The following is a 13590-nucleotide window of genomic DNA, read 5'->3' as shown; positions in this document are numbered from 1 at the left end:
GGACACGGATCCCATCGCCGGGAGCCAGACCTTCGGGGATGGATACGCTGTCATAGCCGGTCAGGTCAAGGAGCAGGGTCTCTGCCTCCAGCACGCCCTTGGGGGCATGGGAGTCCCCGGCCTTTATGGACCGGACCGTGATGGACGTTTCATCTGCGGAAATCACCTCAGCGTTCATATAAGAGTCCCTGACCTCGCAGGCGGTGAGAAAAACAGCCAGGAAAAGCGGCAGCAGGTATATTGAGATCGTAAATCGGTCATTTCTTCCTTTCATAGAGTTCCACCTCCTGTTTATCTTAGAGGCGTCTGGCTAAAAGAAACGGTAATACAAAAGACCCGGTCATATCCATAGCCTTCTGCCCTGGACGGGTCGTGGAAAAAGTCCAGGTCCAGGGTCTCTATGGTGCCTCCGGAATCCAGGATCTGGAGGATCACAGGAATCTCTTTTTCCGGGATAATATCCGCAGGCTGTTCCAGCTGTCTGGTAACACATGCGGACGGGGCGGAGGACTCTTCGGCGCTTTCAAACGGCTCCCATTGGCTCACGCTGTTTTTTTCATCGATCTGTATGCCGGTCCGGATCCCATCGGGGATATTTTCAAATCCGAGAAACAAAAGCCCCTGGCTGCCGGACAGGGGAGTGCTGTTGGATGTGAAGCGGTCCCATTGTCCATTTTTCAGTTCATATGTGGTGACCGTAACCTGCCGGATGGTCTCATCCACGGTGAAGTCAAATAAACGGGACGAACCTACGGGAGCCAGCAGGTCTGCCAGCGCCTTTTCCTTGTCGGAAAGCTCGGCTTTTGTGAGTTTCATGGATCCTGCCGTCTCCTGTTTCCCACAGGCGGAAAGAAGGACCGCCGACAGTATGAGGAGAGAAATGGTCATGATATGGAAGATACGGTTTTTAAACTTCATAGGCCCCTCCTTTTCAGTTTTTGTCCATGCCTGTGCTCCCTTTGTTTTTGGAGAAAGGCGGGTCACATGCCTGTTTTGCCTCTGATATTTTATATTATAATTATACCAGAAGGGAGAAAGAAAAGTCTGACATTTTTCTTACACCTGTTTTAATTTTCTTCTGTTTCTGCTATAATCCGTAGAAAACAGCAGCAGGAGGTGGAAGGGAACATGAAATTCATAAAAAAATCTCCAGTGACCCTGGAGCTGGAGAAGATCGAAAAGGAAGAGAAACGGCTGGAGCAAAGGGCTTTATCCCATACAGAGCCCGGCTGGAAGGAGGCGCTGACGGCCAGGATCCCTCCAAAGATGTCGGAAAACCTTCAGAAGGCGTTCTGCATGGCCTTCCGGACGATTTTTGAAAAGGGGAATCTTCTGATCGAAAAGACCTACCGGAGGGACGAACTGGAAAAGGATTTTAAGGTCCGGGATTTTTCCCTGGATTTAAAGGAAAGCCGGAAGGAGTACAAAAAGCTCCGGACCGAGGCTGCCAGAAGGAATCTGAAAAACCAGGCTGTCAGCGCGGCGGAGGGCCTGGGGCTGGGGCTTTTAGGCGTGGGCCTGCCGGACATCGCCATATTTACGGCTATGCTTTTAAGGGGCGTTTATGAGACGGCGCTGTATTTTGGCTTTTCCTATGATACGCCGGAGGAACGGTTTTTTATCTTATGTCTCCTGGAGGCTTCTGTCAGCCGGGGGGAGCAGTGGGCCGAGAACAACGCACGGGTGGACAGGCTGATCTATACGCTGGTCCAGAAGAAAGAACTGACCGTATCCGGAGAGGATCTGGAGGCACAGATCCAGGCGGTGGGAAACGCCTTTGCCATAGACATGCTAGCCGCCAAATTTATCCAGGGCCTTCCGGTGGTGGGAGCCTTCGGCGGCCTTTCCAATCCGGTTTGCTGGAAGCAGGTCATGACCTATGTGCAGTTAAAATATAGGAAGCGGTATCTCATGGGCAAAACTGGTTGACTACCTTTTCCATTTGCCTTATAATAATTTTATCTATGTGAAAGCGAGGCATGGTTGAAAATGATAAAAAGCATGACCGGTTTCGGCCGGTGCGAGGCTGTGACGGATGAATGTAAGATATCTGTTGAGATCAAGGCAGTGAACCACCGCTATCTGGACCTGAGCATCAAAATGCCCAAGAAATTCAACTATTTCGAGGCGGCGATGCGGACCCTCTTAAAGGATTATATCCAGAGGGGCAAGGTCGATGTGTTTATTACCTACGAGGATTATACGGAGGACCAGGTTTCCTTAAAATATAACAGCACACTGGCCGCCGAATATATGAAAAACTTTGAAAAGATGGCAGAGCAGTTCGGTCTGGAGGACGATGTGACCGTTTCCATGCTCTCCCGGTGCCCGGAGGTCCTTACCATGGAGCAGGTGCCGGAGGATGAGGAGCACATGTGGGCCATGCTTCAGGAGGTCCTGAAGGGAGCCGCTGAAAACTTTGTGGAGACAAGGCTCAGAGAGGGAGAGAACCTGAAGAACGACCTGATCGGAAAGCTGGACCATATGCTGTCTATGGTGGACTTTATCGAGGAGCGTTCCCCGAAGATCCTGGAGGAATACCGGCAGCGGCTGGGAGACAAGGTACGGGAGCTTCTCCAGAACTCCACCATCGACGAGTCCAGGATCCTCACAGAGGTGACGGTCTTTGCAGATAAGATCTGTGTGGACGAGGAGACGGTCCGCTTAAGGAGCCATATCGAGGGAATGAAGAAGGAGCTTCTGGCCGGCGGCAGTGTGGGAAGGAAGCTGGATTTCATTGCCCAGGAGATGAACCGGGAATCCAATACGATTCTGTCCAAATCCAATGACCTGGAGATCTCGGACCAGGGAATCCTTTTAAAGACAGAGATCGAAAAAGTAAGAGAGCAGATTCAGAACATTGAATAATACTGGAGTGATGACTATGAAACGACAAGGGATGCTGGCCGTTGTCTCGGGCTTTTCCGGGGCAGGCAAGGGAACGGTCATGAAGGCGTTGTTGGAGAAATACGATAATTATGCGCTTTCCATTTCTGCCACCACGAGAGCGCCCCGTCCCGGAGAGCAGGACGGACGGGAATATTTCTTTATGACCGACGGGCAGTTTGAGGAGCTGATCCAGAACGACCGCCTCATCGAGCACGCCCGGTATGTGAACCATTATTACGGGACTCCCAGATCCTATGTGGAATCCAAAATGGCCGAGGGGAAGGACGTGATCCTTGAGATCGAGATCCAGGGTGCGCTGAATGTGAAAAGGCAGTACCCGGACGCCATCCTGATCTTCGTGGTGCCGCCCACAGCCGCAGAGCTGAAGCGGAGGCTGGTGAGCCGCGGAACAGAGACGGAGGAAGTGATCGCCAGCCGTTTAAAACGGGCTCTGGAGGAATCCGAGGAAATGGAGTCCTATGATTACATCCTGGTGAACGACACCGTGGACCAGTGCGTGGAGGAGCTCCACCATCTGATCCAGTCCCAGCACTTAAAGGCCGGAAACAGCAGAACGCTGATGGACCGGATAAAAACAGAGCTGCATGAACTGGCGGAAAGCCTCTGATCCATGGCGGATCCGGGCCTCAGCCGGTAATATATAGAAGCAGGGAGCAGCTGCCGGAGGAAAAGGCGGCTGTTAAAGAACGCAGAATGCGAAAGGAGACCTTTTATGTTACATCCATCTTATACAGACCTGATCGAGGCAGTAAACAGCGGCGTGGAGCCGGGTGAGCAGCCGGTGGTCCAGAGCCGTTATTCCATCGTGATCGCGGCAGCCAAGCGCGCCAGACAGCTGATCGCCGGAGCCGATCCCTTAGTGGCCGGAGCAGCGAGAAAGAAGCCGCTTTCCACAGCCGTACAGGAATTATACGAGCAGAAGGTGACGATCCTTCCCGAAGAGGAGGAGCTGCCGGAGGAGGCTTCTCTGACAGAGAACGATGAAGCAGAGTGCGGTGCCAAAGACGCCGCAGAAGAGGCTGAAAAGGAAGAATAAGAGGAACAAAGGGGGGAGAACAGCTCTAGGGATTTACTGCTGGCTTCCCCTTTTTTTCAAAAGAAAGGAAAAACTGGAATGAATCTGCTTTTCATATCACTGGGCTGTGATAAAAACCTGGTGGATACGGAAAAAATGCTCGGGATCCTGGGCGGAGAGGGATACAGCTTTGTGGACGATGAATCGGATGCCGATGTGATCGTCGTCAACACCTGCTGCTTCATCGGGGACGCCAAGGAAGAGAGCGTCAACACCATCCTGGAGATGGCAGAGCTTAAAAAGAGCGGCCGTCTGAAGGCCCTGATCGTCACCGGATGCCTGGCGGAGCGGTATAAAAACGAGATTACCGAGGAGATCCCGGAGGTGGATGCCGTTTTAGGCACCACATCCTATGAGGAGATCGCCGGAGCCATAAGAGAGGCTTTAAAGGGTGAAAAAACACTGGTATTTAAGGACATCGACGCACCGGTGGGCAAGGAAACGAAGCGGCTGGTGACCACCGGCGGCCACTACGCATTTTTAAAGATCGCTGAGGGCTGCGATAAGCGGTGCACCTACTGCATCATTCCTTATTTAAGGGGAAGATACAGGAGCGTTCCCATGGAGCAGCTGGAAAAGGAGGCCAGGGAGCTGGCGGACCAGGGGGTAAAGGAGCTGATCCTGGTGGCCCAGGAGACGACCCTTTACGGAAAGGATCTGTATGGGGAGAAGAAGCTTCCAGAACTTTTAAGACGGCTTTCTTCGATTCCGGGGATCCAGTGGATCCGTCTCCAGTACTGTTATCCCGAGGAGATCACCGACGAGCTGATCGAGACCATAAAGAATGAAGAGAAGGTCTGCCACTATCTGGATATTCCTATCCAGCACGCCAGTGACGCCATTCTTAAGCGCATGGGACGGCGGACCAGCAATAAGGAGATCCGGGAGCTGGTGGCAAAGCTCCGCCGGGAGATCCCGGATATCGCTCTGCGAACCACCTTTATTTCCGGCTTCCCGGGGGAGACGGAGGAGGACCATGAGATCCTCATGGAGTTTGTGGACGATATGGAGTTTGACCGCCTGGGCGTCTTCGCTTACTCTCCGGAGGAGGATACCCCAGCCTATTCCTTTAAGGACCAGGTACCCGATGAGGTGAAGGAGGAGCGGAGGGCGGAGATCATGGAGCTTCAGCAGGACATTGCTTTTGAAAAGTCCGAGTCCATGAAAGGAAGCGTTCTGGAAGTGATGATCGAGGGAAAGGTGGCCGACGAAAACGCCTATGTGGGCCGCACCTATATGGACAGCCCAGGCGTGGACGGGCTGATCTTTGTGAACACAGGGCTTTCCCTGATGTCCGGGGACTTTGTACGGGTCCGGGTCACAGGCGCTCTGGAATACGATCTGATTGGGGAGGTTGAAGATGAATTTACCGAATAAACTGACGATCCTGCGGGTGATCATGATCCCGTTCTTTGTGCTGACCCTTTTATATGACGGCGGCGAAAACCAGACCCTGCGGTATGTGGCCGCAGCGATCTTCATCATTGCCAGCCTGACCGATATGCTGGACGGAAAGATCGCAAGGAAATACAATCTGGTGACCAACTTTGGAAAATTTATGGACCCTCTGGCCGATAAGCTGCTGGTATGCTCGGCCTTGATCTGCCTGGTGGAGCTTAAGGAGCTCCCGGCCTGGATGGTCATTGTGATCATCAGCCGGGAATTCATCATCAGCGGCTTCCGTCTGGTGGCCTCTGACAACGGGGTGGTCATCGCCGCCAGCTACTGGGGAAAGTTTAAGACCACCTTCCAGATGATCGCAGTGGTCCTTCTGATCGTTGGGATCCCGGCCCTGTCCATGGTGACAACGGCCGTGGTATGGATCGCCCTGGTCCTGACTGTGATCTCTCTGGTGGATTATATCACAAAAAACGTGAATGTTCTGAAAGAAGGGAAAATGTAATGATCAGAACAGAAAAGGGATGTGGACAGATCTTTAAGATCTATGGAGTCAGCGAGACGGAAGTAAAAGATGCCTTAAAGGAGATCCTGAACCAGGGAAGCGCCGTCCCGGTCTGCACAAGGCGGCGGGGCAAGGAGGTCCATGTTCTGGCAGAAACGGCGGAGACCGATGAGGAACGGGCGAAGGAGCTTTTAAGGCCCGTATCCCGTTCCATAAAAAAAGCCCTGGGAGATATGTACTATACCACCAGGGAAAACGAGACCATGGAGGAAGCCGTGGTCCGTCTCCTGGTGAAAAACAAGCTGACAGTGACCACAGTGGAATCCTGCACCGGTGGTATGATCGCGTCGAAGATCGTCAATGTGGCCGGAGCCTCAGAGGTCTTTAACCAGGGCTTTGTCACCTACTCCAATAAGGCCAAGAGGAAAATGGTGGGAGTGGGGAAAAACACGCTGAAAAAATACGGGGCTGTAAGTGAGCCCACGGCCAGGGAAATGGCGGCCGGAGGAGCAGAGGAGGCCGATGCGGAGGCCGCTGTGGCAGTGACCGGGATCGCAGGCCCAGACGGCGGCACCGATGAAAAGCCCGTGGGCCTGGTCTATATTGCCTGCTGTCTGAACGGCGATGTGACAGTGGAGGAGTGCCATTTCCACGGCTCCAGAACAGAAATACGGGAACAGTCAGCCATGGAGGCCCTGGATCTTCTGCGGCGCTGTATCCTGAAATACTACGGCTAGGATGCGGTTTTATGAACGGCTGTATGTGGGGGATGAGGCGAAGAAACGGCGGTATTCCTTCATCCAGGCAGTGAGAGAAGGGAAAAAAACAGGATACTGGATCCTAACCCTTCCCTCCAATGGGAAAAACCTTCTGGACCTTTATCCCGCCATGGCCCTGGCACAGCCATATTATAAGGAAAAAGATATGCTGATCCTGGGGATCGCCGCCGACCACGACGATGCGGTCCGACTTTCTGCCAGGATCGTCAACCAGGTATACCAGAAGACCGGAGGCTTTGACGTTGCCGGTTTTCTCCTGGGAAATCTGAAAGAGTAGGGGAGTCTGGAATGCTCCATGTGTTATTATTCATACTGAAGATCCTGGGGATCATCCTGCTTGCAGTCCTGGGGATGATCCTGGCGGGTGTCCTTCTGGCCCTCTTTGTTCCGGTGCGGTACCGGGCGGATGGAAGCTTTTATAAGATCTCCAGAGGCGAGGCCTGTATTTCCTGGCTGTTCCGTGCCTTCCGGGTCACGGCCTCCTGGGAGGAGAAGCTGGTGGTGACGGTGAAGGTCTTATGGCTCCAGCCGTTCCAGGAGACCCTCTGGGAAAGGGAGCCGGAGACGGAGGATACGGGAAATGAGGATCCCTGGGCAGGGATGGACGACTGCTTTCCGCCATACGGGCCGGAGGGGGAGATGTCTGGGGCCGGCGGTTCCCAGGAGGATCCGGTCATCGGTCCGGGGGCCGGACAAGAGGAAGCCGGCATACCTGTGGACCAGGAGCCGGAAATGGTCCATATGGCCGATCTTCTGGGAGCAGGGGAGGAGAGTCCCGATCGTCTGCCGCAGCAGACCGGGATGGAGGAAGCAGAAAAACGCCCGTCCCGCCTGGACCGGTTAAAAAACACGGCGGTGCGTATGAGAGAGCGGTTCCACTCTGCAAAGATGAAATACCGGAAGCTTAAGAGAACTCTCACGGATGAGGAAAATAAAAAGACCTTCCGGCTGGTACGGCGGCAGACCGTCCGGCTGATCCGCCATCTGCTTCCACAGACCCTTAAGGGGACCCTGCGGTTCGGGTTTGAGGATCCCAGCTATACGGGCCAGGTACTGGCGGCAGTCAGTCCCTTTTACGGCGTTTACGCCAGGAGCTTCACGCTGATCCCGGAGTTTGAGGAAAAGATCCTGGAGGGAGAGGTCCATATCCGGGGGCGGATCCGCGCAGCCACAGTCCTGTGGACCGCCGGCCGTGTATTCTTAAACAAAAATTTCCGCAGGCTGCTGCGGGGAAGAGGCAGGAGAAAGGAGTAAGAAATGGCAGAAAATCAGTTTCCTTCAACGGTGGACGTGCTTTTGAAGGGTATGGATAATTTTATTACGACAAAGACCGTGGTGGGAGAGCCGTTAAAGGTGGAGGATGCCGTCATCATCCCCTTGATGGACGTGTCCTGCGGCATGGGAGCCGGCTCCTATGTCCAGAATTCCAAAGCCAATACCGGCGGCGGCATGGGAGCCAGGATGTCCCCCAGCGCCATCCTGGTGATCCAGAACGGAATGACCCGGCTTGTGAACATCCGGCACCAGGACGCCATGACAAAGGCTCTGGATATGGTGCCGGATCTGGTAAACCGCTTTGTGGGCGGAAAGGATATTTCCCCGGAGGCCATGGAAAAGGCGGAGGATATGAAAGCGGGTTATGAAGCGGAGGCAAAAGAAGAAAAATAGGAAGTCCGGCTGCATATGATGTACCAGAACGTCTTTTCCAATGGAGGCTGGTATGAAACGATTGTGCGGCCTTATGATCTTCTGCACCGGCGTCGGCATGACCTGGGTACTGATCCTCCCCAAATCCTTTGTGATGGTGGTCATTGCCATTTCGCTTCTGATCCTGGGTTATAATCTGTTCTGTTGTTCATAAGACGGAACGGATCCGTAAGAAAGGAAAGAAAACGTTGAGTGAACAGTCTGGAATCAGAAAAAAATTAAAAGAAAAGTGGAAAGAGGCGGCCCAGGCGGTGTTTCCCATCATCAGCATCGTCCTGCTCCTCTGCTTTACCATTGCGCCCATTTCTCCCAGCGTCCTCCTGTGCTTTCTCATGGGAGCGGTGCTGATCCTGGTGGGCATGATGTTCTTTACCCTGGGCGCGGAAATGTCTATGACGCCCATGGGCGAGCGCATTGGCACCTGCCTGACCAGGAGCCGGAACCTGCCGGTGATCGTGGCAGTGGCATTCCTTCTGGGGTTTATCGTCACCATTTCAGAACCGGATCTCCAGGTTCTGGCGGGCCAGGTGCCGGCGGTGCCCAATATGACGCTGATCCTGTCGGTGGCCTGCGGTGTGGGGGCCTTTCTGGTGATCGCCCTCCTGCGTATGCTGTTTTCCATGGCCCTTCCGCCGCTCCTGGTGGTCTGCTACGCCGTGGTATTTGTCCTGGCGGCCTTTGTGCCAAAGGATTTTTTAAGCGTGGCCTTTGATTCCGGCGGCGTTACCACCGGTCCCATGACCGTGCCGTTCATCATGGCCCTGGGTGTGGGCGTATCGGCCATCCGAAGCGACCGCCATGCGGCCGACGACAGCTTCGGCCTGGTGGCCCTGTGCTCGGTGGGGCCGATCCTGGCCGTGATGATCCTAGGCATGATCTACAATCCCCAGAATGCCGCCTACACAGCGCCGGTGATCCAGGAGTTTGGCGATTCCAGGGAAATGGGACTCATGTTCCTTCTGAACTTCCCTTTATATATGAAGGAGATCGCCATGGCCCTTCTCCCCATCTTCCTGTTTTTCATGATTTTTCAGATATTCCTGTTAAAACTGGCGAAACGGAAGGTGAAAAAGATCCTGGTGGGCTTTGTTTATACCTACCTGGGATTGGTACTGTTCCTTACCGGTGCCAACGCGGGCTTCATGCCGGCGGGAAATTATCTGGGCCAGGTTCTGACCGGTTTCCGTTTTACATGGATCCTGGTGCCCATTGCCATGGTCATCGGATATTTCATTGTCAAGGCAGAGCCGGCCGTATACGTTTTAAATAAGCAGGTGGAGGAGATCACCGACGGGGCCATCTCGGCCGGAGCCATGGGCGCCGGGCTTTCTGTGGGCGTGGCCGTGTCCCTGGGACTGGCTATGATCCGCGTGATCACAGGAATCTCCATTCTCTGGTTTTTGATCCCGGGCTATGCGGTGGCCCTTGGAATTTCCTTCTTTGTTCCAAAGATCTACACGGCCATTGCCTTTGACTCCGGCGGCGTGGCATCGGGACCCATGACGGCGGCCTTCCTGCTGCCCCTGGCCCAGGGAGCCTGTACGGCGTTGGGAGGAAATATCGTAACAGACGCCTTCGGCGTTGTGGCCATGGTTGCCATGACGCCCCTGATCACCATTCAGATCATGGGGCTCTATGCAAAGATCACAGAACGGAAGCAGAGGAAGGCTTCTGCCGGAACTGGCGTCCTGGCCTTTGACGGCATCGATGACAATGCGGTCATCGAGCTGTAACTGGGAAACAGAGGGCTTTGGAGGTCCATGCAGGATAAAGTCTGGATTTTAAAGAATATGAGGTTTATATGAGCGGATTATATATGATGGCGACCATCAGTGACCGGAACCAGGCCCGGCGTTTCCTGGATTTTTACCGGGAGTATGGTCTTTCGGTGACTCTCCTTACATACGGCCGGGGAACGGCGGCTTCGGAGATCCTGGATGCCTTTGGCCTGGAGGCGGCGGAGAAGGCGGTGATCTTTTCTGTTGTCACAGGGGAAGAGTGGAAGCGGTTAAAGACCGGGCTGGAACGCCAGATCAAGATCGATATACCCGGAAGCGGGATCGCGTTCATCGTTCCCGTCAGCAGCATCGGAGGAAAGAAGCAGTTTGAGTTTCTCACGGACGGCCGTGGGTTCGTAAAAGGGGAGGAGAGCACGTTGAAGGATACAAAGTATGAGCTTTTGGTGGTGATCGCCAACCAGGGCTACACGGAGCTTGTGATGGATGCTGCCAGAGCGGCCCATGCGCCGGGCGGGACCGTGATCCATGCCAAGGGGACCGGGGCGGAAAAGGCTGAGAAGTTTTTCGGAGTCTCCCTGGCAAAGGAAAAAGAGGTGATCTTTATGGTGACCAGGAAGGAAGGAAAAAACGCCATCATGACGAGCATCATGGAAAAGGCCGGCCTGGAGACCAAGGCCAGGGCCATTGTATTTTCCCTTCCTGTGACCGAGACGGCGGGCATGCGGCTGATCGAGGAGGATCAGGAACCGTAAAGAGGCATGCGGATAAGGAACGGGAGCGGTCAGCTGTGGAGACACGGCGGGCCGCTTTTTACATTCCCGTTTCTGGCATGGGGGGAAGCTTTCTGAACAAAACAAAAAAGGCATATGGACCGGATTCCGGTTCACATGCCTTGGTTTTGTCGTTATCTGGTTCGGAGGTATTAAGCTCTCTCTACGAGACCGGATCTTAAGCAAGAAGTACATACATACATCTTCTGAGCTCCGCCATTAACTTTCACCTTTACAGACTTAACGTTAGCTTTCCAAATTTTATTGGATCTTCTATGGGAATGGCTTACTCCATTACCAAAGTGAGCAGCTTTTTCACAAATAGCGCATTTTGCCATGATTGCACCTCCTTAACACTTCTTGGGATTTATACAAAAATCCATAACACATGTATGATAGCAGAAAGTGTAGAAATTTGCAAGAGAAAAATAAAAAAATACTTCATTTTTATGAAAAAATTTTTCTTAGAGATGGACAGTGGTAGTATGTTATGGTATACTAGCCGCATAACGACGGGACTGCGCATACGGATTTACGTTTTTTTACAGGGGATCCAGGCGCCGGCGTTTATTTTAATGGAAATGGAGGCAGGACTATGAAGGGATGTATTAATAATAAAATGGGCCGGATCCTGATCGATACGGACGTGATCGCGCTTTATGCCGGAACGACTGCTGTGGAATGCTTCGGAATCGTGGGAATGGCTGCGGTCAGCATGAAAGACGGTCTTGTGAAGCTTTTAAAGCGGGAAAGCCTGACCCATGGCATCAACGTCACAGTCAACGACAATGCAATCAGTATTGATTTCCATGTGATCGTATCCTATGGCGTCAGCATCTCCACGGTTGCTGACAACCTGATCGAAAATGTCAAATATAAAGTAGAAGAATTTACCGGGATGCCGGTGGAAAAGATCAATATTTACGTTGAAGGCGTGAGAGTGATAGATTAAGGAGGAAGTAATCCATGGGAATTAAATCCGCAGACGCTTCCCTGTTCCAGACAGCGGTTCTTTCTGCTGCCAAGAACCTGGAGGCGAAAAAGGAATGGATTAATGAGTTAAACGTATTTCCTGTTCCGGACGGGGATACGGGCACAAATATGACAATGACCATCATGGCCGCCGCCAGGGAAGTGGCTGCCATCGCAGAGCCCTCCATGGGCTCCATCGCCAAGGCGTTATCTTCCGGCTCCCTGCGCGGGGCCCGCGGTAACTCCGGCGTGATCTTATCCCAGCTTTTCAGAGGCTTTACAAAGGAGATCGCCGGCGAGGATACGATCACAGTGACCGTCCTTGCCAACGCCTTCACAAGAGCTGCGGAGACAGCCTATAAGGCGGTCATGAAGCCCAAAGAGGGTACGATCCTGACCGTTGCCAGGGGCATGGCGGAAAAGGCTGTGGAGCTGGCGGCAGAGACCGACGATATCGCGGAATTCCTTGAGAAGGTCATCGAGCACGGCGATTACGTCTTAAGCCAGACGCCGGAAATGCTTCCTGTGTTAAAGCAGGCAGGCGTGGTGGACTCCGGCGGCCAGGGCCTTATGCAGGTGATGAAGGGCGGCCTGGACGGCCTTTTAGGAAGGGGGATCCCCTTTGACGCCCAGGTGGAGACCGGCGGCTACACCAGTTCTGCGACAGCCGGACGGGAAGAGATCGATACTGCGGATATTAAATTCGGCTACTGTACGGAGTTTATCATTAATGTAGAAAAAGAATACGGAGAAAAAGAGGAGAACAGCTTCAAGGGCTACCTGGAATCCCTGGGCGACTGTGTGGTAGTAGTCTCCGACGAGGATGTGGTCAAGGTCCATGTCCACACCAATAACCCGGGCCTTGCCATCGAGAGGGCTCTGACCTACGGCTCCCTTTCCCGGATGAAGATCGACAATATGCGGGAGGAGCACCACGAGCGGCTGATCCAGAACGCAGAAAAGGCGGCTGCGGCTGAACGGGAAGAACAGAAGAAGAAAGAGGAGCCCAGAAAGCCCTACGGCTTTATTGCGGTCTCCATCGGCGAGGGACTGGGAGAGATCTTCAAGGGCATCGGCGCCGACTATCTGATCGAAGGCGGCCAGACCATGAATCCCAGCACCGAGGATATGTTAAACGCCATTGATAAGGTCAATGCCGACGTGATCTATATCCTTCCCAACAACAAGAATATCATCCTGGCGGCAGAGCAGGCAAAGAGCCTGGTGGAGGATAAGAAGATCCTGGTGGTCCCCTCAAAAACCGTACCCCAGGGGATCGCAGCCCTTATCAACTTTATGCCGGACGCCTCTCCGGAGGAAAATATGGAGAGCATGACGGAAGAGATGGGACGGATCCGCACCGGACAGATCACCTATGCGGTCCGGAATACCACCATCGACGGCATGGAGATCCGGGAGGGCAACATCATGGGCATCGGGGATTCCGGTATGCTGGCTGTGGGAGAATCCGTGGCAGAGACCACCGTGGAGACCATCCGGTGCATGGCAGACCAGGATGCGGAGCTGATCAGCATCTACTACGGCGTGGACGTGACGGAGGACGAGGCGGAAACACTGGCAGAGCAGGTGCGGGCACAGTTCCCGGACTGTGAAGTGGAGTTAAACGACGGCGGACAGCCCATCTACTACTATCTGCTGTCTGTGGAATAAAAGGAACAGAACCAATGGATATGCGCCGCGGAGGCCCGGGATACGGGCCGGTACGCGGCGTTTT

General features: G+C 53.7%; 18 protein-coding genes. 15 read left to right on the top strand and 3 right to left on the bottom strand.

Annotation, left to right across the window (positions count from 1 at the left end; genetic code table 11):
• The coding region (locus tag WIH05_RS03090; RefSeq protein ID WP_337424958.1) for a hypothetical protein at window positions 1-274 on the bottom strand (274 nt) is incomplete at its 3' end.
• A 17-nt stretch (window positions 275-291) separates the two neighbouring features.
• Window positions 292-918, bottom strand: a complete 627-nt coding sequence (locus WIH05_RS03085) for a hypothetical protein (protein WP_022272618.1) — start codon at window positions 916-918, stop codon at window positions 292-294.
• A gap of 210 nt (window positions 919-1128) precedes the next feature.
• Between WIH05_RS03085 and WIH05_RS03080 the strand changes: the two genes are divergently transcribed.
• The 13 genes from WIH05_RS03080 to WIH05_RS03020 all read left to right on the top strand — a co-directional run bounded on the left by WIH05_RS03080 (window position 1129) and on the right by WIH05_RS03020 (window position 10865).
• Window positions 1129-1929 (top strand): EcsC family protein, encoded by an 801-nt coding sequence (locus tag WIH05_RS03080; protein ID WP_022272619.1) that lies wholly within the window; start codon window positions 1129-1131, stop codon window positions 1927-1929.
• A 60-nt stretch (window positions 1930-1989) separates the two neighbouring features.
• Window positions 1990-2868: a YicC/YloC family endoribonuclease gene (locus WIH05_RS03075; RefSeq protein WP_022272620.1), complete on the top strand. Its 879-nt coding sequence runs from the start codon at window positions 1990-1992 to the stop codon at window positions 2866-2868.
• A 16-nt stretch (window positions 2869-2884) separates the two neighbouring features.
• Window positions 2885-3517, top strand: coding sequence for a guanylate kinase (gene gmk, locus WIH05_RS03070; RefSeq protein ID WP_022272621.1), 633 nt, complete (start codon window positions 2885-2887; stop codon window positions 3515-3517).
• A 105-nt stretch (window positions 3518-3622) separates the two neighbouring features.
• Window positions 3623-3946, top strand: a complete 324-nt coding sequence (gene rpoZ, locus WIH05_RS03065; protein WP_022272622.1) for a DNA-directed RNA polymerase subunit omega — start codon at window positions 3623-3625, stop codon at window positions 3944-3946.
• Window positions 3947-4024: 78 nt separating this feature from the next.
• Complete coding sequence (gene rimO, locus WIH05_RS03060) at window positions 4025-5362, top strand: 30S ribosomal protein S12 methylthiotransferase RimO (protein WP_215653008.1); 1338 nt, start codon at window positions 4025-4027, stop codon at window positions 5360-5362.
• Window positions 5346-5888, top strand: a complete 543-nt coding sequence (pgsA, locus tag WIH05_RS03055) for a CDP-diacylglycerol--glycerol-3-phosphate 3-phosphatidyltransferase (RefSeq protein WP_022272624.1) — start codon at window positions 5346-5348, stop codon at window positions 5886-5888. Before rimO ends, pgsA begins: the two co-directional genes overlap by 17 nt.
• A complete protein-coding gene (locus WIH05_RS03050; RefSeq protein WP_337424956.1) occupies window positions 5888-6625 on the top strand; it encodes a nicotinamide-nucleotide amidohydrolase family protein in 738 nt (245 codons plus the stop codon). The genes pgsA and WIH05_RS03050 overlap by 1 nt, the downstream gene beginning before the upstream one ends.
• A 1-nt stretch (window position 6626) precedes the next feature.
• Entirely contained in the window at window positions 6627-6944 is a 318-nt protein-coding gene (locus WIH05_RS03045; RefSeq protein ID WP_022272627.1) for a hypothetical protein, read from the top strand.
• A gap of 11 nt (window positions 6945-6955) precedes the next feature.
• Complete coding sequence (locus tag WIH05_RS03040; RefSeq protein ID WP_022272628.1) at window positions 6956-7921, top strand: DUF2953 domain-containing protein; 966 nt, start codon at window positions 6956-6958, stop codon at window positions 7919-7921.
• Between the two features lie 3 nt (window positions 7922-7924).
• A complete protein-coding gene (locus WIH05_RS03035) occupies window positions 7925-8335 on the top strand; it encodes a GerW family sporulation protein (protein ID WP_022272629.1) in 411 nt (136 codons plus the stop codon).
• A 52-nt stretch (window positions 8336-8387) separates the two neighbouring features.
• Window positions 8388-8528, top strand: coding sequence for a hypothetical protein (locus tag WIH05_RS03030; protein WP_022272630.1), 141 nt, complete (start codon window positions 8388-8390; stop codon window positions 8526-8528).
• A 34-nt stretch (window positions 8529-8562) separates the two neighbouring features.
• On the top strand, window positions 8563-10107 hold the full coding sequence (locus WIH05_RS03025) for a DUF1538 domain-containing protein (RefSeq protein WP_022272631.1): 1545 nt from the start codon (window positions 8563-8565) through the stop codon (window positions 10105-10107).
• A 68-nt stretch (window positions 10108-10175) separates the two neighbouring features.
• Window positions 10176-10865, top strand: coding sequence for a hypothetical protein (locus WIH05_RS03020; protein WP_022272632.1), 690 nt, complete (start codon window positions 10176-10178; stop codon window positions 10863-10865).
• A gap of 170 nt (window positions 10866-11035) precedes the next feature.
• Here the strand turns inward: WIH05_RS03020 and rpmB are convergent, their stop codons facing one another.
• On the bottom strand, window positions 11036-11221 hold the full coding sequence (rpmB, locus tag WIH05_RS03015) for a 50S ribosomal protein L28 (RefSeq protein WP_158357099.1): 186 nt from the start codon (window positions 11219-11221) through the stop codon (window positions 11036-11038).
• 257 nt (window positions 11222-11478) lie between these two features.
• Between rpmB and WIH05_RS03010 the strand changes: the two genes are divergently transcribed.
• Window positions 11479-11835, top strand: coding sequence for an Asp23/Gls24 family envelope stress response protein (locus tag WIH05_RS03010; protein WP_022272634.1), 357 nt, complete (start codon window positions 11479-11481; stop codon window positions 11833-11835).
• A gap of 14 nt (window positions 11836-11849) precedes the next feature.
• On the top strand, window positions 11850-13526 hold the full coding sequence (locus WIH05_RS03005; protein WP_022272635.1) for a DAK2 domain-containing protein: 1677 nt from the start codon (window positions 11850-11852) through the stop codon (window positions 13524-13526).
• The last annotated feature ends 64 nt before the right edge of the window (window positions 13527-13590 follow it).

Origin of the sequence: Alitiscatomonas sp. (assembly GCF_037242085.1) — a bacterium.
Lineage (GTDB): Bacteria > Bacillota > Clostridia > Lachnospirales > Lachnospiraceae > Alitiscatomonas > Alitiscatomonas aceti.
This window is presented reverse-complemented; position numbering and strand designations above follow the sequence as displayed.